Annotated in this window: 22 protein-coding genes; 16 read left to right on the forward strand and 6 right to left on the reverse strand. The window is 44.5% G+C overall.

Features of this window, described 5'->3' with window-relative positions; translation table 11 throughout:
* The first annotated feature begins 64 nt into the window (after nucleotides 1–64).
* From ompR to C5470_RS10860, 11 genes are all read left to right on the forward strand, one after another.
* The gene (gene ompR, locus C5470_RS10810; RefSeq protein WP_207626956.1) at nucleotides 65–784 is read left to right on the forward strand and encodes an osmolarity response regulator transcription factor OmpR; all 720 of its coding nucleotides are present in this window, start codon (nucleotides 65–67) and stop codon (nucleotides 782–784) included.
* Entirely contained in the window at nucleotides 781–2,112 is a 1,332-nt protein-coding gene (gene envZ, locus C5470_RS10815; protein WP_166288720.1) for a two-component system sensor histidine kinase EnvZ, read from the forward strand. Before ompR ends, envZ begins: the two co-directional genes overlap by 4 nt.
* 212 nt (nucleotides 2,113–2,324) lie before the next feature.
* Nucleotides 2,325–3,365, forward strand: coding sequence for a phosphate ABC transporter substrate-binding protein PstS (gene pstS / locus C5470_RS10820; protein ID WP_166288723.1), 1,041 nt, complete (start codon nucleotides 2,325–2,327; stop codon nucleotides 3,363–3,365).
* 97 nt (nucleotides 3,366–3,462) lie between these two features.
* Nucleotides 3,463–4,419, forward strand: coding sequence for a phosphate ABC transporter permease PstC (gene pstC, locus C5470_RS10825; RefSeq protein ID WP_166288726.1), 957 nt, complete (start codon nucleotides 3,463–3,465; stop codon nucleotides 4,417–4,419).
* A 1-nt stretch (nucleotide 4,420) separates the two neighbouring features.
* Nucleotides 4,421–5,305, forward strand: coding sequence for a phosphate ABC transporter permease PstA (pstA, locus tag C5470_RS10830; RefSeq protein ID WP_166288729.1), 885 nt, complete (start codon nucleotides 4,421–4,423; stop codon nucleotides 5,303–5,305).
* A 32-nt stretch (nucleotides 5,306–5,337) separates the two neighbouring features.
* Nucleotides 5,338–6,108 carry a phosphate ABC transporter ATP-binding protein PstB gene (pstB, locus tag C5470_RS10835; protein ID WP_394346970.1) on the forward strand — a complete coding sequence of 257 codons (771 nt, stop codon included), beginning with the start codon at nucleotides 5,338–5,340 and terminating at the stop codon, nucleotides 6,106–6,108.
* Between the two features lie 14 nt (nucleotides 6,109–6,122).
* Entirely contained in the window at nucleotides 6,123–6,842 is a 720-nt protein-coding gene (phoU, locus tag C5470_RS10840) for a phosphate signaling complex protein PhoU (RefSeq protein ID WP_166288732.1), read from the forward strand.
* Nucleotides 6,843–6,995: 153 nt separating this feature from the next.
* Nucleotides 6,996–7,832: an ABC transporter substrate-binding protein gene (locus C5470_RS10845; protein WP_166288735.1), complete on the forward strand. Its 837-nt coding sequence runs from the start codon at nucleotides 6,996–6,998 to the stop codon at nucleotides 7,830–7,832.
* A gap of 79 nt (nucleotides 7,833–7,911) precedes the next feature.
* The gene (locus C5470_RS10850) at nucleotides 7,912–8,649 is read left to right on the forward strand and encodes an amino acid ABC transporter permease (RefSeq protein WP_166288738.1); all 738 of its coding nucleotides are present in this window, start codon (nucleotides 7,912–7,914) and stop codon (nucleotides 8,647–8,649) included.
* Nucleotide 8,650: 1 nt separating this feature from the next.
* The gene (locus C5470_RS10855) at nucleotides 8,651–9,394 is read left to right on the forward strand and encodes an amino acid ABC transporter permease (protein WP_036846286.1); all 744 of its coding nucleotides are present in this window, start codon (nucleotides 8,651–8,653) and stop codon (nucleotides 9,392–9,394) included.
* A 510-nt stretch (nucleotides 9,395–9,904) separates the two neighbouring features.
* Nucleotides 9,905–11,236, forward strand: coding sequence for an NCS2 family permease (locus tag C5470_RS10860; RefSeq protein ID WP_166288909.1), 1,332 nt, complete (start codon nucleotides 9,905–9,907; stop codon nucleotides 11,234–11,236).
* A 55-nt stretch (nucleotides 11,237–11,291) separates the two neighbouring features.
* Here the strand turns inward: C5470_RS10860 and C5470_RS10865 are convergent, their stop codons facing one another.
* Nucleotides 11,292–12,755, reverse strand: coding sequence for an ArnT family glycosyltransferase (locus C5470_RS10865; protein WP_166288741.1), 1,464 nt, complete (start codon nucleotides 12,753–12,755; stop codon nucleotides 11,292–11,294).
* Between the two features lie 190 nt (nucleotides 12,756–12,945).
* Between C5470_RS10865 and yihI the strand changes: the two genes are divergently transcribed.
* The 3 genes from yihI to ltaE all read left to right on the forward strand — a co-directional run bounded on the left by yihI (nucleotide 12,946) and on the right by ltaE (nucleotide 16,369).
* On the forward strand, nucleotides 12,946–13,449 hold the full coding sequence (gene yihI, locus C5470_RS10870; protein ID WP_166288744.1) for a Der GTPase-activating protein YihI: 504 nt from the start codon (nucleotides 12,946–12,948) through the stop codon (nucleotides 13,447–13,449).
* 193 nt (nucleotides 13,450–13,642) lie between these two features.
* On the forward strand, nucleotides 13,643–15,016 hold the full coding sequence (gene hemN, locus C5470_RS10875; protein ID WP_166288747.1) for an oxygen-independent coproporphyrinogen III oxidase: 1,374 nt from the start codon (nucleotides 13,643–13,645) through the stop codon (nucleotides 15,014–15,016).
* Between the two features lie 294 nt (nucleotides 15,017–15,310).
* Nucleotides 15,311–16,369, forward strand: a complete 1,059-nt coding sequence (gene ltaE, locus C5470_RS10880) for a low-specificity L-threonine aldolase (protein WP_166288750.1) — start codon at nucleotides 15,311–15,313, stop codon at nucleotides 16,367–16,369.
* Between the two features lie 1,452 nt (nucleotides 16,370–17,821).
* Here the strand turns inward: ltaE and glnG are convergent.
* The 3 genes from glnG to glnA form a co-directional block, all read right to left on the reverse strand.
* Nucleotides 17,822–19,246, reverse strand: coding sequence for a nitrogen regulation protein NR(I) (gene glnG / locus C5470_RS10885; protein ID WP_166288753.1), 1,425 nt, complete (start codon nucleotides 19,244–19,246; stop codon nucleotides 17,822–17,824).
* A gap of 9 nt (nucleotides 19,247–19,255) precedes the next feature.
* Complete coding sequence (gene glnL / locus C5470_RS10890; RefSeq protein ID WP_036846259.1) at nucleotides 19,256–20,305, reverse strand: nitrogen regulation protein NR(II); 1,050 nt, start codon at nucleotides 20,303–20,305, stop codon at nucleotides 19,256–19,258.
* Between the two features lie 151 nt (nucleotides 20,306–20,456).
* Nucleotides 20,457–21,866 (reverse strand): glutamate--ammonia ligase, encoded by a 1,410-nt coding sequence (gene glnA, locus C5470_RS10895; protein ID WP_166288756.1) that lies wholly within the window; start codon nucleotides 21,864–21,866, stop codon nucleotides 20,457–20,459.
* A gap of 426 nt (nucleotides 21,867–22,292) precedes the next feature.
* Here glnA and typA point away from each other — a divergent pair, with 426 nt between their 5' ends.
* Nucleotides 22,293–24,131 (forward strand): ribosome-dependent GTPase TypA, encoded by a 1,839-nt coding sequence (gene typA, locus C5470_RS10900; protein ID WP_166288759.1) that lies wholly within the window; start codon nucleotides 22,293–22,295, stop codon nucleotides 24,129–24,131.
* Between the two features lie 55 nt (nucleotides 24,132–24,186).
* Here typA and C5470_RS10905 read toward each other — a convergent pair whose 3' ends face one another.
* Nucleotides 24,187–24,756: a disulfide bond formation protein B gene (locus C5470_RS10905; protein ID WP_036846250.1), complete on the reverse strand. Its 570-nt coding sequence runs from the start codon at nucleotides 24,754–24,756 to the stop codon at nucleotides 24,187–24,189.
* A 14-nt stretch (nucleotides 24,757–24,770) separates the two neighbouring features.
* Nucleotides 24,771–24,929: a DUF5993 family protein gene (locus C5470_RS22800; RefSeq protein WP_241826046.1), complete on the reverse strand. Its 159-nt coding sequence runs from the start codon at nucleotides 24,927–24,929 to the stop codon at nucleotides 24,771–24,773.
* A 168-nt stretch (nucleotides 24,930–25,097) separates the two neighbouring features.
* Between C5470_RS22800 and C5470_RS23250 the strand changes: the two genes are divergently transcribed.
* Nucleotides 25,098–25,223, forward strand: a complete 126-nt coding sequence (locus C5470_RS23250; protein WP_269149774.1) for a hypothetical protein — start codon at nucleotides 25,098–25,100, stop codon at nucleotides 25,221–25,223.
* Nucleotides 25,224–25,450 lie beyond the last annotated feature (227 nt).

Consider the following 25,450-nt stretch of genomic DNA (forward strand, 5'->3'; position numbering starts at 1 on the left):
TGGTTTAATCTTCTTCATAATGATAAATTTAGCAAAGCATGTAGTATTTATTTGGAGTTCAATAATGCAAGAAGGTAACAAAATCCTTGTGGTGGATGATGACATGCGCTTACGAATGTTATTAGAGCGTTATCTGACAGAGCAAGGTTTTCAGGTACGTAGTGCTGCTAATGCGGAGCAGATGGACCGCTTATTAACACGGGAATCTGTTAGCTTAATTGTATTGGATTTAATGTTACCTGGTGAAGATGGGCTTTCTGTTTGTCAAAGACTGAGAAAACAAAATAATCCGGTGCCGATTATTATGGTGACGGCAAGAGGGGAAGAAGTAGACCGTATTGTTGGGCTGGAGATTGGTGCTGATGATTATATTCCTAAGCCATTTAATCCTCGTGAGTTATTGGCGCGTATCCGGGCGGTATTACGCCGTCAGGCGAATAAATTACTGGGCATACCTGCTGAGGATGATGCAATTATTAATTTTGGTAAGTTCAGTCTTAATCTGAGTACCCGGGAAATGTTTCAGGGAGATGAACATATAGTGCTGACCAGTGGTGAGTTTGCCGTACTGAAAGTGTTGGTTTCTTATCCTGGTGTGCCGCTGTCCCGTAATAAGCTGATGAGCTTAGCCCACGGCCGGGAATACAGCACCATGAAGCGATCTATTGATGTTTTGGTTTCACGTCTGCGCCGTGTGATTGAAGAAGATCCTGCACACCCGCGCTATATCCGGACCATCTGGGGGCTGGGTTATGTTTTTGTGCCTGATGGAAGCCGTGTATGAAGCGATTGAGATTCTCCCCTCGCAGCACTTTTACCCGTACTTTATTCCTGGTCGTGGCTATGCTGTTTATCAGTCTGGTCACCAGTTACCTGATCGTTGTGAATTTCGTTATCATGCCAAGCTTGCAGCAGTTCAATAAAGTGTTAGCGTATGAAGTTCGTACTTTAATGGCTGAAAAATTGAAGCTGGAAGATGGATCTTTTCTGGTTATCTCACCGGTAGTGCGCCGGGAGATTTATCAGGAGTTGGGTATTGCGCTGTATTCTGAGTCTGATGCAGAGAGACAAGGTTTACGTTGGGCCAGGCATTATGATTTCCTGAGTGAGAAGATGAGTCAATACCTTGGTGGCAACGCTGATCTTCGCCTGGAAATCAATAAAGAGAGCCCTATACTTTGGCTTAATTCTTATTTGGCCCCCGATATTTGGGTCAGGGTTCCTCTGACTGAAATCGAGCAAAATCAATTTTCACCTATTTTCCGTTATACATTGGCAATTCTATTACTGACGTTTGGTTGTATCTGGCTTTATATCCGTTTTCAAAACCGGCCTTTGCTGGAAATGGAGTATGCTGCCAGACAGGCGGGTAAAGGGATTATGATGCCCACGGTGCGGGAAGCGGGTTCTCCGGAAGTTCGTGCTTCTATTCGTGCATTTAACCAAATGTCCGCAGGAATAAAGTCATTGGAAAGTGACCGGACGATATTAATTGCTGGGGTAAGCCATGATTTACGAACTCCACTGACACGTATCCGGTTGGCAACAGAAATGATGAATAAGGAAGATGCTTATTTGTCTGAGTCTATCAATAAAGATATTGAAGAATGCAATGCCATCATTGCGCAATTTATTGATTATCTTCGTACCGGGCAGGAAATGCCAATGGAATTCTGTGAACTTAATTCTATTCTCAAAGAGGTTATTTCCGCAGAAAATGGCTATGAGCAGGATATTGAAAATAATCTGTCTCTGCCCCCAATAACCGTTAACGCGAATCCGATTTCTATTAAACGGGCATTGGCTAATATGCTGGTTAATGCCAATCGTTATGGTAATGGCTGGATTAAAGTCAGTAGTGGTCAGACCGATGAGTTTGCTTGGTTTCAGGTAGAGGACGATGGCGCAGGAATTAAGCCGGAAGATTTGCCACGGTTATTTCAGCCATTTGTTCGGGGTGAAAGGGCGCGTAGCAACAGTGGGACGGGGTTAGGTTTGGCTATTGTTCAGCGAATTATTGATGCTCATGACGGGAAAATTGAAATTGGTACCAGCACCAGAGGTGGATTATCTATTCGTGCTTGTATTCCTGTTGTGGAAGATAATTTTTAATGGCCTGATGACAATCTCCAGCTTCAATTTCATGGCCTTTGGAGATGACAGTTTTATGTCAGCATCAGGCTGAATTTGCATTGCGCTGTCATAAAAATGTCATAATTAAGACATTTTGCTGTAACTAAACTGACCTATTTTCCCTTCTGCACCTTTTTTAATCTGACGAACACATTTCTTTGTTGATTCTCAATATCCCATTAGGAGGGATTATGAAACTGACGCGTACCACTGTAGCCGGCATAATGGCAGCGACGTTTTCTCTGATAACCCTACCTGTATTCGCTGCTTCCAGCTTGACGGGGGCAGGTGCGACATTTCCCGCTCCGGTGTATGCCAAGTGGGCAGATTCTTATCAAAAAGAGACAGGTAATAAAGTCAATTATCAAGGCATCGGTTCTTCCGGTGGCGTAAAACAAATTCTGGCAAATACCGTTGATTTCGGTGCTTCCGATGCGCCCTTATCTGATGAAAAATTAGCGGCTGATGGTTTGTTTCAATTCCCGACGGTCATCGGCGGGGTCGTGCTGGCGGTTAATATCCCAGGTATTAAATCCGGTGAATTAACACTGGATGGTAAAACGTTGGGTGATATTTATTTAGGTAAAGTGAAAAAGTGGAATGATCCGGCGATTACTAAATTGAATCCGGGGGTAAAACTGCCGGAGCAGGATATTGCAGTGGTACGTCGTGCGGATGGCTCCGGTACCTCTTTTGTGTTTACCCGTTATCTCTCTAAAGTGAATAGCGAGTGGAAAGAAAAAGTCGGCGCAGGTTCCACAGTAAGCTGGCCTGTTGGTTTAGGTGGTAAAGGCAATGATGGCATTGCTGCATTCGTTCAGCGCCTGACGGGTTCCATTGGTTATGTTGAATATGCTTACGCTAAACAGAACCATCTGGCTTATACCAAACTGATATCCGCAGATGGCAACGTTATCAGCCCGACGGAAGAGAGTTTCAGCGCCGCCGCGAAGAAAGCGGAATGGCACAAAACCTTTGCTCAGGATTTGACACACCAGCAAGGTGAAAACGCGTGGCCGATTACTTCCACTACATTTATTCTGGTTCACAAACAGCAGAAAGACGCCGTCAAAGGGGCAGAAATACTGAAATTCTTTGACTGGGCTTACGAGAAAGGTGGTAAGCAGGCGAATGATCTGGATTATGCAACCCTGCCCAAAGAAGTGGTTGAGCAAGTTCGTGCGGCCTGGAAAACCCATGTAAAGGATAGCAGCGGTAAGATTCTGTATTAAATCGTGTTGATGGCAACGGTTTGAAGTATCGATTAAATTTGTAGTTTTGATTTCTCCCCCGTTAAAGGGGGAATTTACCCGGATGAGAATAAGCTCTATGGCCGAACAAAAAACGGCAATAAAAGCACCCAGTAAAAACGGCGATATTATTTTCAGCGCACTGGTTCGGCTAGCTGCGCTGATGACTTTGTTTTTGCTGGGAGGCATCATTATCTCATTGATTATTGCCTCCTGGCCTAGTATCCAGCAGTTCGGCATCTCTTTCCTCTGGCATAAAGAGTGGGATGCCCCGGCAGAACAATTTGGTGCATTGGTGCCTATTTACGGTACGTTGGTCACTTCGTTGATTGCCCTGATCATTGCGGTGCCTGTCAGTTTCGGGATTGCACTGTTCCTGACGGAACTGGCACCTAACTGGCTGAAACGCCCGCTTGGTGTAGCAATTGAGTTGCTGGCCGCGATTCCAAGTATTGTTTATGGAATGTGGGGATTATTTGTGTTTGCACCTCTGTTTGCCACCTATTTCCAGCAGCCAGTTGGCAATGTCCTTTCCGGTATGCCAATTGTGGGTGAACTGTTCTCCGGTCCTGCCTTTGGCATCGGCATTCTGGCGGCAGGTGTCATTCTCGCTATCATGATTATTCCTTATATCGCCTCGGTTATGCGTGATGTATTCGAACAAACCCCGGTGATGATGAAAGAATCCGCTTATGGCATCGGTTGTACTACCTGGGAAGTTATCTGGCACATTGTGTTGCCTTACACCCGCAATGGTGTGATTGGTGGTGTCATGCTGGGCCTTGGCCGGGCGCTGGGGGAGACAATGGCAGTGACTTTTATCATCGGTAATACTTACCAGCTTGACAGTTTCTCACTGTTTATGCCGGGTAACAGTATTACTTCTGCGCTGGCGAACGAATTCGCTGAATCTGAATCTGGCTTACATACCTCGGCATTAATGGAGCTTGGTCTGGTTCTGTTTGTGATCACCTTTATTGTGCTGGCGTTGTCAAAATTAATGATCATGCGTCTGGCGAAGAATGAGGGGCGTTGATATGGCAACAATGGATGGGCAAAAGCCGATTGATGCAAAGGCGCGTAGCCGTAAACAGGCATGGCGCCGTCAGAAAAATCGCTTCGCTCTGCTATTATCAATGGCGACCATGTTGTTTGGTCTGTTCTGGCTGGTGTGGATTCTGTTCTCCACCATCACCAAAGGCGTCGATGGTATGTCGTTGGCGTTGTTCACGGAAATGACACCGCCACCGAATACCGAAGGTGGTGGCCTGGCAAATGCCATTGTGGGGAGTGGCTTGTTGATTTTATGGGCGACGATTATCGGTACTCCGCTGGGGATCATGGCGGGTATCTATCTGGCTGAGTATGGCCGCCGTTCATGGTTGGCAGAGGTGATCCGCTTTATCAACGATATCTTGCTGTCAGCGCCTTCTATTGTCGTCGGCTTGTTTGTTTACACTGTCGTTGTAACGAAAATGCAGCACTTTTCCGGTTGGGCTGGGGTGATCGCCTTAGCGTTGTTGCAAGTGCCGATTGTCATCAGAACCACTGAGAACATGCTGAAACTGGTTCCTGATAGCTTACGTGAAGCAGCCTATGCCTTGGGAACACCTAAATGGAAGATGATTTCGGCCATCACGCTGAAAGCCTCAGTATCTGGCATTATCACTGGTGTGTTGCTGGCAATTGCCCGAATTGCCGGGGAGACAGCGCCGTTGCTGTTCACCTCTCTCTCAAATCAGTTCTGGAGTACTGATTTGAGTCAGCCAATCGCCAACTTGCCGGTCACTATTTTTAAATTTGCGATGAGTCCATTTTCTGAATGGCAGCAACTGGCGTGGGCAGGCGTATTATTGATAACCCTGTGTGTATTGCTGATTAACATTGTAGCGCGTGTGCTGTTTGCTAAGAAAAAGCACTGACTGATATTTTCAACAGAGAGAAGTAAATGAACATGGCTAATGATATCGCTGGCAGTAAAATTCAGGTACGTGATCTGAACTTTTATTACGGCAAATTTCACGCGCTGAAAAACATTACGTTGAATATTGAAAAGAATAAAGTAACGGCTTTTATCGGTCCGTCTGGTTGCGGTAAGTCTACGTTGCTACGGACTTTCAATAAAATGTATGAATTGTATGGTGAGCAGCGGGCAGAGGGAGAAATTTTGCTGGATGGCAATAATATTCTGACTGATAAACAGGATGTGGCGTTGCTGCGTGCCAAAGTGGGAATGGTATTCCAGAAGCCGACGCCATTCCCGATGTCTATTTACGACAATATCGCGTTTGGTGTCCGTCTGTTTGAGAAACTCTCAAGAGCAGAAATGGATGAACGTATTCAGTGGGCTTTAACCAAAGCTGCATTATGGAATGAAACCCGGGATAAACTGCATCAGAGCGGATACAGTCTGTCTGGTGGTCAGCAGCAGCGTTTATGTATTGCCCGTGGAATTGCGATCCGTCCGGACGTTCTATTATTGGATGAGCCTTGCTCTGCACTTGATCCGATTTCTACCGGTCGTATTGAGGAGCTGATCAGCGAATTGAAATCTGAATATACCGTGGTGATTGTGACTCACAATATGCAGCAGGCCGCGCGTTGCTCAGATCATACCGCGTTTATGTACCTTGGAGAATTGATTGAATTCAGTGACACAGACACATTGTTTACCACACCAAAAATGAAACAAACTGAAGACTATATTACCGGTCGTTATGGTTGATTACGGGGCGTAACATGGACAATCTGAATCTCAATAAACATATTTCTGGTCAGTTTAATGCTGAACTGGAGCATATCCGTACTGAACTGATGGTGATGGGTGGGCTGGTGGAAGAACAGCTCTCTAAGGCGATTACCTCGATGCATAATCAGGATGCAGAGCTGGCTCGTGAAGTGATTGAGGACGATCATAAAGTCAATATGATGGAAGTCGCTATTGATGAAGCATGTGTTCGTATCATTGCCAAGCGCCAGCCGACGGCCAGTGATCTGCGGCTGATTATGTCAATCTCGAAAACCATTGCTGAACTGGAAAGAATCGGAGATGTGGCAAAGAAAATTTGCCAGACGGCACTTGAGAAATTCTCATATCAGCATCAGCCACTGTTGGTGAGTTTGGAATCGCTTGGTCGCCATACCATCCAGATGCTGCATGATGTTTTAGATGCTTTTGCTCGCATGGATCTGGAAGAAGCTATTCGTATCTATCACGAAGATAAAAAGGTGGATAAAGAATATGAAGGCATTGTCCGCCAACTCATGACTTATATGATGGAAGATCCCAGAACCATCCCAAGTGTGCTGACTGTCCTGCTCTGTGCACGTTCTATTGAACGGATTGGCGACCGTTGCCAAAACATCTGTGAATTTATTTTCTACTATGTCAAAGGGCAGGATTTCCGGCATGTAGGTGGTGATGAGCTGGAAAGGTTGCTGACTAAAGATAACAAGTAACTTGCTGACAATGCTGGCGTTTTTTGCCGGCACTGTTTTATCTTATAATTCTTAATAGTTATAAATATAGTTTTTTATATTATTTCCTGCACTATAGTGAAATTGATAGCTTGTGGTGATTAATAAACATTTAATTACCGTCAGGAGTTTTCAATGAAATCCCGTGTTCTTGTTACGGCGTTGCTAGCTGGGTTAGCACTGGTTACTGGTGTTGCGAAGGCCGATAAACTGGATGATATTAAAAAAGCCGGCACAGTGCGGATCGCTGTTTTTGACAGTAATCCGCCGTTTGGTTTTATTGACCTGCAAACCAAAAAACTGGCGGGTTATGATGTGGATATCGCAAACGCGATTGCTAATGATCTGGGTGTTAAACTGGAACTGCGTCCAACTAACCCGGCAAACCGTTTGCCACTGCTGGCATCAAAGAAAATTGATCTGATTGCTGCCAATTTTACGGTAACGGATGAGCGTGCTAAACAAGTCGATTTTTCAATCCCTTATTTTGCCACCGGGCAAAAATTTATTGCCCGTAAAGGCGTTCTGAAATCTCCGGATGACATTAAAAACTTACGTATCGGTGCTGATAAGGGAACGGTACAGGAAATCACTCTGCGTGAGCATTATCCGACAGCAAAAGTCATCTCTTATGACGATACGCCTCTGGCATTTGCTGCGCTGCGTAACGGCAATGTACAAGCAATCACTCAGGATGACGCTAAACTGGTCGGTCTGCTGGCTAACGTACCGGCAGCACAAAAAGCGGAGTTTGAGATCTCTCCTTTCAGCATCACCCGTGAATATCAGGCCGTGGCTGCGTCAAAAGGGGAAGAGCGCTTAGTTGAAGCGGTGAACCAAACGCTGCTGAAATTGGAAAAAGAGGGTGAAGCAGAGAAAATTTATAACCGCTGGTTTGGCCCGGAGACCAAGTCGTCTCAGCCGCGAGGTGACTTTAAGTTTGCGCCTTTGGAGCAGCAAGCTAAGTCCTGATAAGTTAAAACTTCGGTAATCAGCCCCGCGCCTTGTGTTGCAGGGTTTTACCATTGGTAATGTTTGGTAATCGTAAGATATGTTTGAGTTATTTGTTACAGAACACTTGCTTGCTCCCCAATATCTGGCGTGGCTTTGGCAGGGTTTCCTGATTACGCTATGGATATCCGCTTGTACCGTTGTGGCTTCCACGTTGCTGGGCTTTGTTCTGGCTGTTGCCCGTGACAGCCAACTAAAAATTCTCCGTTGGCCGGTAACGGCTTACACCACCCTATTTCGTAATACGCCTCTGCTGGTGCAATTGTTTTTCTGGTACTTTGCATCAGGGCAAATACTGCCGCAAGAGGTAATGTTCTGGTTGAATACACCTCATGAAATCAATCTGTTAGGTCTATCATTGGTATGGCCTTCGTTCGAATTTCTGGCTGGATTTATCGGCTTGACCCTCTATACAGCCCCCTTTGTCGCGGAAGAATTACGGGCAGGTATTCAGGGCGTAGGGCGTGGGCAAAAATATGCGGCTCATGCATTGGGACTGACTGGTTGGCAGGCAATGCGATATGTCGTACTGCCGCAGGCATTGAAGATAGCAATGCCGCCATTACTGGGACAGTATATGAATATTGTGAAAAACTCGTCGCTGACAATGGCGATTGGTGTGGCTGAACTGTCATACGCTTCTCGTCAGGTGGAAACCGAAACACTGAGGACATTTGAAGCATTCGGTGTTGCGACGGTGCTGTATATCGCCACGATTGCGGTCATGGAAGGTTGGGGACAATGGCGTCAACAACAAGCTATAGCAAGAGGATATTAAAATGGATTTTTCAGTTATTGCAGAAAACTGGCGCTACCTACTATTAGGAACCTTTCCTGATGGCCCTCTTGAAGGCGCAGCGTTGACATTAGTTATTAGCCTGATGGCGGGTGCGATTTCTATTGTATTAGGTACAGTTGCAGGCGTTGCTTTGGCAATGCTGAAAGGCTTCTGGGTTAACCTGTTAGCCGCAGTATTGGGTTTTTTCCGTGCAATTCCCGTCATTATGCTGATTTTCTGGACTTACTTTCTGCTGCCTGTGATGCTTGGTATGGAAATTCCTGAAATTACTACAGTGGTTTGTGCTCTGGCGTTGATCACCTCCGCTTATCTGGCTCATGGGGTGAAAGCGGGAATTATTGCGATTGGTGCGGGTCAGTGGCAGGCAGGGTTATCATTAGGTTTTAACCGTTGGCAGGTACTTTGGTACATTGTTTTGCCACAGGCATTACGTATGATGGTACCTTCTTTTATTAATCAATGGATCGCTCTGATAAAAGACACTTCCCTGGCTTATATTGTTGGCGTGGCAGAACTGTCATTCTTGGCAACTCAGGTTAATAACCGCAGTATGGTGTATCCGACAGAAGTCTTTTTATTTGTCGCGTTGATTTATTTTGTGATGTGTTTGACACTGGAATTGACAGCAAACTATATTGTTCGCCGTTTTTCTCTGCAACGTAGAAAAATATCTATTTTCCGTTTTTGGCGGAAAGAAAAATTAATCTTGGCTCCTCAGTGTTAATTTTTTATTTAATTATTTTTACTTACGGTATAATCTCCCTATTTTAATTATAGGGGGATTTTTAATATTAATTTATTTTTCCTGATTTTATATGATAAAAATATATTTTCACCTTGAAATATAGACAATAATTTTAAATAAATAAGTGGTTCTATGGAAATAATAGAAAGTCGTTGAAATAACAGAATAAATAATCTTTTCAGATAATATGTTGGTGATTAACTTATAAAATATTATAATAAATCTGATATTTATTGTTGCTTATTAGATTTACACCTTCTGGATTACAAAAGTATTCGATATTTTAATAGACTTTTATTGTCTGTGGTTAAAAGCCTGTTTCAGGATTATTTCTCATATTTCCTCAATAATCATAGTGTTGTGTAACTGATTGATTATCGGCGTAGCAATCGTTTCCTTTTTTGCCAGATTTATATGACTCTTCTTGCCTGTTTGTTATACGATAAGTCGAAAATTTCGCAATTTTTTTGGAACAAATAACTTATGAGTATGATGATTCCCAGCGCTGAAAACGCTCAGGGCTTACTTGAACGTGTGTTCAAATTGCAAGAACACAAAACGACGGTGCGGACTGAGGTGATTGCCGGGCTGACCACGTTTTTAACTATGGTTTACATTGTCTTTGTTAACCCGCAAATTCTGTCGGTTGCGGGTATGGATATCAAAGCGGTGTTCGTGACAACCTGTCTGATTGCCGCTCTGGGCAGTATTATGATGGGATTGCTGGCAAATCTGCCGGTTGCAGCCGCACCTGCTATGGGGCTGAATGCATTTTTTGCTTTTGTGGTTGTGGGTGCAATGGGTGTTTCATGGCAGGTTGCTATGGGGGCTATTTTCTGGGGCGCTGTTGGGTTCTTGCTGTTGACAATTTTCCGTGTCCGTTATTGGATGATTGCAAATATCCCGCTTAGTTTGCGGGTAGGGATTACCAGCGGTATTGGCTTGTTTATCGCCATGATGGGGCTGAAAAATGCGGGTATCATCGTACCTAATCCAGACACTATTGTTACCGTGGGTAATTTTGCTTCGCATAATGTCTTGCTGGGGGCGTTGGGCTTTTTCATTATTACGATTCTGGTGGCCCGTAATATTCATGCAGCTGTGTTGATTTCCATTGTGATCACCACGGTAATTGGCCTGATATTGGGGGATGTAGAATATAACGGGATATTTGATTTACCGCCAAGTGTGACGACGGTTGTTGGTCAGGTTGATATTGCTGGTGCGCTAGATATCGGTCTGGCAGGGGTTATTTTCTCTTTTATGTTGGTTAATTTGTTTGACTCCTCTGGTACTTTGATTGGGGTAACAGACAAAGCTGGACTGGCGGACAGCAATGGTAAATTTCCGCGTATGAAACAGGCGCTGTATGTGGACAGCCTGAGTTCGGTTACTGGTGCCTATATTGGCACTTCTTCCGTTACGGCATTTATTGAAAGCTCCTCTGGTGTTTCTGTTGGTGGCCGTACTGGGCTGACAGCGGTGGTTGTGGGAATTTTATTCCTGCTGGCTATTTTTATTTCTCCATTGGCGGGAATGGTTCCGGCTTACGCCACTGCCGGAGCATTGATTTATGTCGGGGTGCTAATGACGTCCAGTCTCACCAGAGTGACATGGAATGACTTAACCGAATCGGTTCCGGCATTTATCACCGCAGTAATGATGCCATTCAGTTTCTCAATCACAGAAGGCATTGCTCTTGGCTTTATCGCCTATTGTGCAATGAAAGCAGGAACTGGCCGCTGGCGTGAAATCAGCCCTTGTGTGGTGGTGGTGACATTGTTATTTGTGCTGAAAATGGTATTTGTGGATGCACATTAAAGGCGGATGAAGTGTTGAAAGCCTGTTAAATCAGGCTTTCAAATTTCAGAGAAAACTACTGATATTTTTCCGGTGACACAAAACCTACGCAGATTGGTATTGGTTTCGTTTCAGGTTCAGGCTGGAAAAGAAACTCTTCAGTACTCTTTATTTTCAGTTTTGGCCAGTCTTGCAAAACGCGGTGAAAATCTTCCTGCTCACAGGTTTTACCCTTTCCTCCGATCAAAATAGCGCCGTCACGTATAATATCGCTTGCTTTAACATGACGGTTATAGATATTTGGCACTTGCTCTTCCAACGTCCAAGGTTGGATCGTGTCTGGTTGACTTGGTGCGTAGAACGTTAGCCACTGATGCAAGTATTCGCCCCCGACATAATGCAATGGTGTTGAATAGAGCTGTTGCCAGCGTTGATCCAGTTGCCAGGAAAAATCTTTGATGCCTTCAAATTCATGGCCGGCACCGCGGACATTAGCGGCCATAACAAAAACATATCCCATCAAAACCAATACTGCGGTAACTGCCAGCCCGCGTAGAGTGCTGAGTAATGATTTTTGTGGAAAACGGGTAATAGAACCGACCAACAGCGCTGATGAAACAGACATAAAGGGTTGCAGCCATTCAGTCATTCTTCCGCCTTTATTGAATGAGAACCAGCAATAGATAATCAGCAATGGTAACAGAATAACCATGTTTGCCAGTCGGCCCGGTTGCTCTTTTGGCCAGCCAATACGGCCTCCAAGGGTGTAGATAATGATGCCAACAATAATCAGTGGATAAAACACGGATAATAACGATCTGGTAGTATGCAGATTGAAACCGCTATTTATCTGTGAATCTACCCATTTGAAAGCAGCAAAATCATTGTTCCACAGCCACCAAACGTTAGGCAGTACCAGCATAAACCAGATAACCAGGGCGATATAGAGAGCCGGCTGGCGGTAACATTGACGAACTCTGGGTACAAACAATGTCAGTAGAAAAACTGAGCCGACCAGTGCCAGGGAAGAGTATTTCCCCATCGTCGCCAGCCCGGAACTGAGTGCAAATGCTATCCACCAATGTGGGTTGTCATATACCGCCCGCAGGAAGAACAGCATAATCCACGGCCATAGCATAATCAGTAGATAATTATCATTGTAAGGGATAATATCAAAGTTGATAATACCAGACAGGTTTAATGTCAGCATGGCGAGCCATGCCAGCTCTTTTTTTCCTGTCAGCCGGAACGCCAGATGCCATACACCAAGCATACCAATAGCGATAGCGATAAAGTGTATGAAGTACCAGTAAAAACTTAATGAAATACCGCTTATATGGATAGCAGGCAGTATCATTGCGCCCACCAGCCACGGATTTTTAGGTGATCCCCATTCTCCGTTTTTACCCCAATTCAATGCTTCAACGGCATCATAGGGGACGGTTGGATCAAATGAGTAACCCACTATAATCCATAACAAAGCATAACTAATTACCCATAAATAGACGGGTTTGTAGGAAGAAGTATCAGAAAAAAGCATATCAATTCATCACTTATTGAAAGCCGAGACTATTAGAATATTCGCGGGTGGTTAAACCAATCATGAATAATAAGGGACTTTAGCTAGATTTTTAAAGAGAAAGAATCATCTGTGGCGCTTTTCTATACGTGTGGTTTCTGCTAGATTTCGCCGCAGCAATACCCTGATAAACCAAACTGAGTAATGGGCTATGAACCAGTTAAAGAAAAAAGCACCGGCGAAAGCATCTGCTGGTAAACAGAAAAGAAAAAGCCGCGAAGAATTGAATGCGGAAGGGCGTGAGCGTAAGCGCCAGAAAAAGCACAGTGGTAATCCGGCAGGTAGCCGTCATAAGGAAAAAAGTAGCGACAAACAACAAACAGGCAGGAAGCAGCGTGATCCACGTCTTGGCAGTAAAGTGCCTGTTCCACTGATTATCGGAGAGACGCCGGTGAAACCTGTGGCGGCCAAAGCTAAAGCTGAGACAAAGCCCCGCCTGTCGCCGCAGGAAGAGCTGGCAATGCTGGAAAATGATGATCGTTTGGATGCATTGTTGGAACGTTTGGAAAATGGTGAAAAACTGTCTGAAGAAGATAACGTCTATGTTGACACCACACTGGATCGCATTGATGTCCTGATGGAAGAGTTGGGGATTGAGCCAGGTGAGGAAGAAGAGAAGCCAGATGACATTATGCAACTGCTAAAAGGCAATTAATTTAATCCTCCATGATTAAAGGCGGATTAACCTTGATAACCACACTATTAGTATGTTATCTGCTGTGGTTATTGGGTAAACTATGGCGATTGTCGCGGCGTAAAATCCGGTTGCGCAGAGTCACCACGGCGCAACACATAAAACACTTGCAAGCGTTGCGCTTTGGTAGACAGAAACATCGGAAGGAATGAGAATGTCTGAGCAAGCCATAGTTTGGGATCTGCCTTTGATCCAGAAATACAATTACTCCGGCCCCCGTTATACTTCATACCCTACGGCGCTGGAATTCAATCAACAGTATGATAATGCAGCGTTTATGCAGGCTGCTGCCCGTTATCCTGAACGACCGCTTTCTCTCTACGTTCATATCCCGTTTTGCCATAAACTCTGTTATTTCTGTGGTTGCAATAAACAGGTGACTCGCCAGAAGCATAAAGCAGAGGAATATCTGCAACGGCTTGAACGTGAAATCCGTGAGCGTTCGAAACTGTTTTCTGGCCGTAAAGTTAGCCAGATGCACTGGGGTGGCGGTACACCAACCTATCTTGATAAAGACCAAATCAGTAAATTGATGGGAATGTTGCGTAATCATTTTGATTTTCTGTCGGATGCTGAAATTTCTATTGAAATCGATCCGCGTGAAATTGAACTGGATGTGATCAACCACCTGCGCAGTGAAGGTTTTAATCGTCTGAGCATGGGAGTGCAGGATTTTAATAAAGAAGTACAGCACCTGGTTAATCGTGAACAGGATGAAGATTTCATCTTTGCTCTGGTCGCACGAGCCCGTGAAACCGGTTTCAATTCCACCAGTATTGATCTGATCTATGGTTTGCCGAAACAGACACCTGAAAGCTTTGCTTTCACTCTGAAACGAGTATTAGCCTTATCTCCGGACAGAATGAGTGTTTTCAATTATGCTCATTTACCGAATTTATTTGCCGCTCAACGTAAAATTAAAGAGCATGATTTACCGAGTGCTGAACAAAAGTTAGATATTTTGCAGGAAACCATCGCAACACTGACAGGAAATGGTTACCAATTTATCGGCATGGACCATTTTGCACGTCCGGATGACGAGTTGGCGGTCGCTCAGAGGGAAGGGAAGTTGCACCGCAATTTTCAAGGTTATACCACGCAGGAAGAGTGTGATCTTCTGGGAATGGGCGTTTCTGCTATCAGCATGTTGGGCGATAGTTATTCTCAGAACCAGAAAGAGTTAAAAACCTATTATGCGGAATTAGAAAAACAAGGGCATGCCTTGTGGCGTGGTTTAATCTTGTCTCGGGATGATTGTATTCGCCGTGATGTTATCAAAGCGCTGATCTGTAATCTCCGGCTAAATTTTGCTGATATTGAGCAACAATATGGGTTGAGTTTTTCCGGGTATTTCGCGGAAGATTTGCAATTATTGACACCATTGGTTGAGGATGGGCTGGTGGAAATGGATGAAAAACAGATCTGGGTGACGCCGCGAGGTCGGTTGCTTATTCGTAATATTTGTATGTGCTTTGATATTTATTTGCGTCAGCAGGTTCGCCAGCGTCAGTTTTCGAGAGTGATTTGATTATTTGGTTTAATTAGGTTTATATCGCTGTTTTGGCGGGTATTCTATATGTAAGTGACCTTATTCATTCTATCCTGCTTTATGCCAAGTTTTTACTCTGCTGATGTTTTGATACTTTTCAGTAAATTATACCAGGGATGTTTTATGGTAGAAATTATATTATCTCTTACGGTTAATACAGGATCTGACTAAAAGCATAAGTAGGTATGGTTATGACATTGTCAGATATATAAAAGATTATCCTCTGGCTATTTAAGCAAAATAGTTTTCCAAAATAATATACAGGAGCCACCTATGATTGATTTACGTAGTGATACTGTTACCCAACCCTGTGAGGCTATGCGTGAGGTCATGGCATTAGCAGAAGTGGGTGATGATGTTTATGGCGACGATCCTAATGTTAATCAGCTTGAACACGAAGCTGCTGTATTGGCTGGCAAGGAAGCTGCGCTGTTTCTGCCTACTGGTACGCAAGCTAATTTGGTGGCGTTGCTTACCCATTGCCAGCGAGGTGATGAATATATTGTGGGTCAAAATGCGCATAACTACCTGTATGAAGCGGGTGGAGCTGCCGTATTGGGAAGTATACAGCCGCAGCCGATTGATATGGCGGCGGATGGCACATTGCCTCTGGATGTTGTCGCCAGTGTTATCAAACCAGACGATGCTCACTTCGCCCGGACCCGTTTACTCAGCATAGAAAATACACACGATGGTAAGGTACTGCCACTGGCATATTTGCAGCAGGCCAGAGTTTTTACGCAGGAGAAAGGCTTGGCATTGCACGTTGATGGGGCACGTATTCTCAATGCGGCTGTGGCGTTAGATGTGCCACTGAGTACTCTCTCTCAGTATTGCGACACTCTGACCCTCTGTCTGTCCAAGGGGTTGGGAGCGCCAGTGGGTTCTTTACTGTGTGGTGATGCAGAATACATCAAGCAGGCACGGCGTTGGCGCAAAATGACTGGGGGTGGAATGCGTCAGGCGGGAATATTAGCTGCCGCAGCGCGTTATGCATTGCAGCATAATGTTCAACGGTTACGTGAGGACCATGATAATGCCCAGTGGCTGGCTGAACAATTGAGTGCGCTGGGTGTGGAAGTTTTGGCGCCTGGGGCACAGACTAATATGGTATTTTTACGCATACCAGCGCATGAAGCCGCGCAGTTGGGACCTTGGATGAAAGAACGAGGTGTGATTTTGAGTGTAGATTCTGTCACTCGCTTAGTGACACATCTTAATGTTTCCCGTGCTGATCTTGAGCGACTGATTACGTTGTGGCGTGAGTTTCTTACTGTTGCTGAATCTGATAAGCGTGAGAATGTGACTGAAACTCGTGCTATTTATGGTTAAAATTCTGGTTATAAGCAGTTAAGTAAAGTCAGCTCTGAGGCACGTAGATTCAAATGGGTTTTTGGGGAAGGAGTAGGTAATTAACACTGCTGCTACGTTTAGCAAAAAGCCTACTGAACTGCGTGCCTTGAATGTTTCATAGCTCTGATTGAGCAGGTGCTTAATAAGTTTATTAGCACTTATCAACGGGGATGGGCGGGATTTCATTTTGTTTTCCCTGCTATGTTTAATTCATTTCTTAGCGATTTTATACTCCACTTATTTTATATTGAATTAATCTGACATAATTATTTAAAAGTGTGAATGGAGAGATATAAAAGATTTTATATAATGGATGGATTTAACTCAATAAATGCAATTTTTCAGATGGTATATATTTTACCTTCTGTGGTTTTAAACCTCAAAAATTAAATACGGGAAAAGGAAAAACGATGAGATTTACAAAAGCTGCTTAATAAAGACTATTCATTTTTCGACGTCCGTAAGTTTTTTTATGGGTGATTAACTCAGCTATCTATTAGTTAAGGGTTAAAAGATAGATACTCCATTAATACCTGCTTTTTAAAAAGATACAGAGTGGTTAAAAACGGATTATTCACAGCCATATTTAATTCGTTTATCGACAATACTATCCTCCGCTTTTATTTAAATGAATCGGTAAGTTAATTTAATAATGCTTTATTACATCAACAATGGTGAAAAGTCTAGGGCATTAATTAATCAGAAAGATTATAATGATTAAATGGGTATTTAAGCATTAACGGAGTGTTTAAATGACTTAAAAAAGTAACGACATGAGTTGATTTTAGCGTTAAACCACAGTAAAGGTATAAGAAGATGAATAATTTAAATAAAACCGTATAAAAGCAATGCCATTGAGCAGGATAGAATAGTGTAAAACAAGGTTAAATGGGCGATTTAAGAGACTGTAATTTAGATCATGTATTTTAGGATTTTGCTACTCCTATTTTTCATATTCGGTTATTTAACTGGCTTATAAAAAAGTTTATTTCCAGGTTGAAAACGTTATTAAAGTCGGTTCATTTCTCAAAATAGACGATCTGATTAACCTATTCAACATTCTTATTTCCCCTTTTTTACTGGATATACAAGCATTAATAAAGCCAATTATTTTTCACTGATAGGTCTATAATTGGCAAGTTTTAAACTGTTATTAAAAGCCGTTTTTTAATCTCTGGTTTTAATCGGTATAATGATGTTTTACCCATTGTTTTTACTACTATTTGGACGCAAAATGGTTGTTCATTGATATATACGGGTATGTCAACATAGCTCTGGCGTGGCTTTATAGGAAAAGGAATCAATAGGCAATTTGATGCAAGTATTGATTCTATCTATGTGCTGGCTTTTTGGCACCAGAAGGAAGCAGGTTACTGATGAACTTCTGGTTGCCAGTTTTGGGGATCAGAGAGGGCTGGAGATGTTATCTCCTTACTCCAACTCCAATTCTTTTAGTTTCCGTGTAATAGTATTTCGTCCCCAACCTAACAGGCGTGCAGCATCCTGCTTATGTCCTTGGGTATGTTTAAGCGCACAGTTAAGTAAAGTACGTTCCAGCAATGGTAAGGCTTCAGATAGCAGATCCTTCTGACCATTTTCCAACGCATTTGTTGCCCAGTGAGCGAGTAGCTGCGGCCAGTTTTCCGGCATTGTTGTTGCTAATGTTGCCATGCTGGTTTCAGGATGATGAGTTTCAAATAATTCAGACGGCAAATCTTGTACCAATACTTCTTGACTTGCCGCCATCACTGTCAGCCAACGGCAGATGTTTTCCAACTGGCGAACATTGCCCGGCCAGGGTAAGCGCATTAAAGCAATTTCTGCGTCAGGGTGGAGAATTTTTGCTTCTACGCCCAGCTCTTTGGCGGTTTGTTGCAGGAAATGGCGGGTTAGACGAGGGATATCCTCCACTCTGTTACGCAGGGGGGGTAACTGCATACGAATAACATTCAGGCGGTGATAGAGATCTTCACGGAATTGGCCTTTTTCTACCAAGCGTTCAAGATCTTGGTGGGTGGCAGCAATAATCCGCACATCCACTTTCACGGGGGCATAGCCGCCAACCCGGTAAAACTGGCCTTCAGCCAATACTCGTAACAGGCGGGTCTGTATGTCCAATGGCATATCGCCAATTTCATCAAGGAATAGTGAACCGCGATTGGCCTGTTCAAATCGTCCATGACGTATTTGGTTGGCACCGGTAAAAGCCCCTTTCTCATGACCAAACAGCTCTGATTCAATTAGATCTTTGGGAATCGCTGCCATGTTAAGTGCAATAAATGGCTCATTGGCTCTTGGACTGTGGCGGTGCAAGGCATGAGCCACTAGCTCTTTTCCTGTACCGGATTCGCCATTAATCAACACACTGATCGAAGAGCGGGAAAGGCGGCCAATAATGCGGTAAACATCTTGCATAGCAGGCGCTTCACCTATCATGTCGGAAACCGGTGTAATGACCTGTGGGTTTTTAGCGGGTTGATTCTGTTCGCGGGAGTGGCTAAGCGCGCGTTCCAGCAGTGCGACAGCTTCATCAATATCAAAGGGTTTTGGTAAGTAATCAAAAGCGCCTTGTTGATAGGCACTGACTGCGGCATCCAGATCAGAATGGGCTGTCATAATAATGACCGGCAGCAACGGGTGACTCTGCTTAATATTATTTAGCAGGTGTAAGCCGTTCATTCCCGGCATACGGATATCAGAAATCAGGACATCCGGTGTGCTTTGGGTCAGTGCAGTCAGTACGCTATCAGCGTCTGCGAAACTGATGCATTCCATCCCCGCGCTACTTAGCGCCCGTTCAAGTACCCAGCGGATTGAGTTGTCATCATCAACGATCCAGATTTTTCCTCGTTGCATAGCTATCCTCTATTTCTTGATCGGTAAGTAGATAGAAAATTCTGTGTGCCCCGGCCAACTGGTAAATTCTATTTTACCAGAGTGCTGATCTATCAAATTGCGGGCAATGGATAGACCAAGACCCGTTCCGCCTTCATGAGCACTAACCATCGGGTAAAACAGTGTGTCCTGAATCTGTGGCGGGATACCTGGTCCGTTGTCTTCCACATCTATTCTGGCGGCCAGACGATAGCGCTGACCATGCAGGGTGATTTGGAACGCGGTCCGGGTACGCAGGGTAATGGTGCCACCCTGTGTGCCCAGAGCTTGCAAGGCATTACGGGTGATGTTCAGCAGCACCTGCTCAATTTGATCCGGGTAGTGAGCCAGTTCCGGCAGACTTGGATCGTAATCTTTTATCAGTGTGACATTATCCGGCATTTCCAGCGAGACTAATTGATAGACCCGTTCAGCAACATAATGAATGCTTTGTTTAATTTGTTCGCCCGGATGTTGTGGGCCAAGTAATCTGTCTACCAGATGACGCAACCGGTCCGCCTGTTCAATAATCACCTGGGTGTATTCCTGCAAAGCAGGATCAGGCAGCGCTCTTGAAAGTAATTGCGCAGCTCCCCTCAGCCCGCCGAGAGGATTTTTAATTTCATGTGCCAGCCCCCGAATCAATTCCCGTGCTGCTATCTGCTGGGCTTGTTGTACCTGCTCTTGACTTAACCGGCGTTGACTATCCATAGGTGCCAGTTCCAGCAAAATAAACTGCCCGGAAATGGGTTGGGCACTGAGCGACATAATATGAGAGCGGTTATTAACCACTAACGTCACTTCGTTGTCAGTAAAACTCTGACCGCTGACTAAACTGGCGTGCATCAGCTCTGTATCCAGTGAAAAGTAACTGAACAGCACCGGAAGAGGTGTACCTAATAGTTTACGGGCGCTCTGAGCGAATAGTTGCAGCGCTGCATGGTTGGCATAGCGGATCACGAGATCGGTATCCAGCACCAGTACGCTGTTAATCAGTGAGTTTAATATTTGCCCGGTATCGGGTAGGTTTTCCGTTTTCATTTACACTCCCGCACCTTTTTGGTGCACTGTATCATATTCGAGCGTAAGGCCCAGTTAAAGTCTGAACTTTGGGGGCAGGAAAAGGGCCCATCCGAAGATGGGCTAAATGTTTCACGGCAACAAAAATGATCAGCGGGAATGGCGCTGCTAATTACACACTGTAATACAGTTCAAACTCCAGTGGATGTGGTGTCAGGCGGACACGCTCCATTTCACTGTTTTTCAATTCAATATAAGCATCAATGGCGTCATCGGTGAATACACCACCACGGGTCAGGAACTCGCGGTCAGTATCCAATGCTGACAGTGCTTCATCCAGAGAAGAAGCGACGGTTGGGATCTCTTTGGCTTCTTCCGGTGGTAGGTCATACAGGTTTTTATCCATCGCATCACCCGGATGGATTTTATTGATAATACCGTCAAGGCCAGCCATCAACTGAGCGGCAAATGCCAAATAAGGGTTAGCTGCCGGGTCAGGGAAACGTACTTCAATACGGCGGGCCTTGGTGCTGGCGACAACCGGAATACGGATGGATGCAGAACGGTTACGGGCAGAGTAGGCCAGCATAACCGGTGCTTCGTAGCCCGGAACCAGACGTTTATAAGAGTTGGTTGTCGGGTTGGTAAATGCGTTCAGTGCACGGGCATGTTTGATAATACCGCCGATGTAGAACAACGCCAGTTCGGACAAACCACCGTATTTGTCACCGGCAAACAGGTTGGCGCCGTTTTTAGACAGGGACATATGGCAGTGCATGCCGGAGCCATTATCACCAACCAGTGGTTTTGGCATGAAGGTGGCGGTTTTGCCAAAATTGTGCGCCACATTATGTACGACGTATTTGTAAATCTGGGTTTCGTCAGCCTTTTTGGTCATCGTGTTGAAACGAGTAGCAATTTCATTTTGACCGGCAGTGCCAACTTCATGATGGTGAGCTTCCACAACCAGTCCCATCGCTTCCATTGTCAGGCACATGGCTGAACGTAAATCCTGAGAAGAATCAACCGGAGGCAGCGGGGCGTAACCGCCTTTTACCGCAGGTCGGTGGCCTTTGTTACCGCCTTCGTATCGAGTTCCGGAGTTCCATGCTGCTTCAATATCATCGATATGGTAATAGGAACCAGACATAGAACTGCCGAAGCGTATGTCGTCAAACAGGAAAAATTCAGGTTCTGGACCACACAGGACGGTATCTGCAATGCCGCTTGAGCGCAAAAAATCTTCAGCGCGTTTGCAGATGGAACGTGGATCACGTTCATAGCCTTGCATCGTGCCAGGTTCCAGAATGTCACAACGCAGTATCAGAGTGGCATCATCAAAGAACGGATCAAGCATCGCTGTACTTGGATCTGGCATCAGCACCATGTCGGATTCGTTAATACCTTTCCAACCGTGAATTGAAGAGCCATCGAACATTTTGCCATCTTCAAAGAAGTCCGCATTAACCTGATGAGCAGGAATGGTCATATGTTGTTCTTTGCCTTTGGTATCAGTGAAACGCAAATCAATAAACTTCACCTGATGCTCTTCAATCATGGTTAAAACATGTTCAGCGGACATACTCGGTTTCTCCTGGTTTGTGTCGGTCTTGGTAAAATGGTTTTAGATTAAGACTTAAAGAAAACACAGTTACATTGTTTTACCTTAACAAGGCTATTTACGCGTTTGCAAACTTGTTGTTGTAAAAAACAATCTTATTAGATGAGGAAAACAATTGCGAAAAGCGTGCCAACTTTCTGACACCTTGCAATATACTGTGTTATGGGTATCCCCATGGGGGAATACTTTAATATTCAGGAAAATTGCACTGTATTAGTGCGATTATGTTACTATCCTGCACCCTGTCGGTGCATTTTTATCAATAGTGCATCTTTTATAGGCGTGAAAGGGATCACAATTCCATTTGTATCAAGTTGTTAAGAACAGATTCTTGTGATCCTGTTTAGTCCCTCGACCAATGTGTGTACAATAGCGCGCTATTTCTAAATGCCTGAGGCAAAGTTTGTGATCGAAAAATTGCGTAATATCGCCATTATCGCGCATGTTGACCATGGTAAAACTACCCTGGTTGACAAGCTGCTGCAACAATCCGGTACTTTCGGTGACCGTGCGACAGCGACAGAACGTGTGATGGACTCCAATGATCTGGAGAAAGAGCGTGGAATTACTATCCTCGCAAAAAATACCGCCATTAAATGGAATGACTACCGTATTAATATCGTAGACACTCCGGGACATGCTGATTTCGGCGGTGAAGTAGAACGTGTTATGTCTATGGTTGACAGCGTATTGTTGCTGGTCGATGCCATGGATGGGCCAATGCCTCAGACCCGTTTTGTAACTCAAAAAGCGTTCGCTCATGGTTTGAAACCTATTGTGGTTATCAACAAAGTTGACCGTCCTGGCGCACGTCCTGATTGGGTTGTCGATCAGGTGTTTGACCTGTTTGTAAACCTGGGTGCGACTGACGAGCAACTGGACTTCCCAATTATCTATGCATCTGCACTGATGGGAATTGCCGGTATTGAGCATACTGATATGGCCGAAGATATGACTCCGTTGTATCAGGCGATTGTCGATCATGTAGAGCCACCGAAAGTTGACCTTAATGGTTCATTCCAGATGCAGATTTCTCAGCTGGACTACAACAACTATGTTGGTGTTATCGGTATTGGTCGTATCAAGCGTGGTACGGTTAAACCAAACCAGAACGTGACGATTGTTGATAGCGAAGGTAAAACCCGGAACGGCAAAATTGGTAAAGTTCTGGGCCACCTGGGTCTGGAGCGTATTGAGAGTGAGCAAGCGGAAGCGGGCGACATCGTTGCGATTACCGGTTTGGGTGAGCTGAATATCTCTGATACCCTGTGTGATACCAATGCGGTTGAAGCACTGCCGCCACTGGCTGTTGATGAGCCGACGGTAAGCATGTTCTTCTGTGTTAACACCTCTCCTTTCTGTGGTCGTGAAGGTAAATATGTTACTTCACGCCAGATCCTTGAGCGTCTGAAGAAAGAGCTGGTTCACAACGTCGCTCTGCGTGTTGAAGAAACCGAAGATCCAGATGCGTTCCGTGTTTCTGGCCGTGGCGAATTGCACTTATCTGTTCTGATTGAGAACATGCGCCGTGAAGGTTTTGAGTTGGCGGTATCTCGTCCGAAAGTTATCTTCCGTGAGATCGATGGCCGCAAACAAGAGCCATTCGAGCAGGTAACTCTGGATATTGAAGAGCAACATCAGGGTGATGTGATGCAGGCACTGGGTGAGCGTAAAGCTGATCTGCGCGATATGTTGCCCGACGGTAAAGGCCGTGTGCGCCTTGATTACATCATTCCAAGCCGTGGTTTGATTGGTTTCCGGACTGAATTCCTGACCATGACCTCTGGTACTGGCCTGTTGTATGCAACATTTAGCCACTATGATGATATTCGTGCGGGTGAAATCGGTCGCCGTCAGAACGGTGTCATGATTTCCAATGGTCAGGGTAAAGCGGTTGCTTATGCGCTTTATAGCTTGCAGGATCGTGGTAAGTTGTTCCTGGGGCATGGTGCGGAAGTGTATGAAGGCCAAGTGATCGGCATTCATTCCCGCTCCAATGACTTGACAGTTAACTGCCTGACAGGTAAGAAACTGACAAACGTCCGTGCGTCTGGTACTGACGAAGCGACAACCTTGTCTCCGTATATTAAGAAAACCCTGGAGCAGGCTCTGGAGTTTATTGATGATGACGAACTGGTAGAAGTGACTCCTGTGTCAATTCGCCTGCGTAAACGCCATCTGACAGAAAACGACCGTCGTCGTGCGCATCGCAGCAAAGAGGCGTAATCTTTCTGCCATGCAAATGCTTAGGGCACCGATGGTGCCCTGAGTTTTTTTGGATTTATTTACCCAGCAATTGATAAAACGTTGGGTTGTCATCACATTGCCCGCCGCCACATTCCAAAATGGTAGAGATCAAATTTGCTGTAATTAATACGACAAATATTCCAATAATAATCTGACCGAAAACAGACTTGCTTTCCTTTTCTTCGGTCGTTTTTACCAGACTTTTCAATATCAGCATGACTGATATGGCGATGATAGCGATAACTGAGGAGATGAGAGCCCAAGTATAAAAATGTATACCAAAAAGTGCAGAGCCATAACCGATATCGCCAGGTGTGATATGTAAAAACACTTGTCGGATTGCAATAATTCCGGTCACGATACTGCCGATAATCGCGATGCCATAGTGTGCGCTTTTTATTCCAAAACGGAGATTAAACAGGAAACCAAATCCTATCATGATCATGCCTGTCCGCTGTAGCAGACATAATGGGCAAGGCAATTCAGAAAGGACTAGTTGATAATAGAAGGCAACGGTAAGTGCGGCACTAATACCAAATAACCCAATGATGTTGAATATCATGCCGTAGCTGATCGTCTGTTTTGTTGTTAATACCTGATTCATCAAATTGTCTCCTGTTAAAAAGATAGATTTAGCGAATCAGTCGCATGATGAATAAACCAAGCTATGGTTGTCACCAGAAGAAGGCTCCATAGGGTATAGCTAATTTTATTCTTTCCAACCAGGGTGGTTATGACTGCAAATAATGCGAGTAAAAATGGTAAAAACATGTACATGGTTCATTCTCCTATTAATGCTAAAAACATTCAAAACCTTCACCTGAGCAGATAGCCTTCTTCAGGGGAGGAATTCATAATACCAAGCTTGATACTGCTTGCTTCGATAATAAGCGAGCAATCATCCAAAGACCGGTTGACCATAAAGAAAAACTATTGGTGCCATTAATGAAGTCAACTATCTGTTGGTATATCTGTAACAACCTGTATTTGAAAATGCGTAAACCTGCATTTATCGCTTTTTCCGACATGGATGCGGCTAAAGCGAAGTTCTGGTATTCGAATGGTGTATAGTTCAACCACTATTCGTACTGTGTTGCAAATAATAATTGTAGTCAATTTTTATTGTATTTGCCATCACCCAGAATAATGAGTGTAATTTCATTTGAAGGGGCTGTTTCTGCTTTAATGAGCTGTTTTTATTTAACCGTTAAACAGGCAATGATTATGGGAGGTGAATTGCATCCTTGCTTGAAGATTCTCCCATTTATTATCATTACTGATAGGTTTGTCTTTAAAAC

Origin of the sequence: Photorhabdus stackebrandtii, from assembly GCF_011189495.1 — a bacterium.
In the GTDB taxonomy this organism is placed as follows: Bacteria; Pseudomonadota; Gammaproteobacteria; order Enterobacterales; family Enterobacteriaceae; genus Photorhabdus; species Photorhabdus khanii.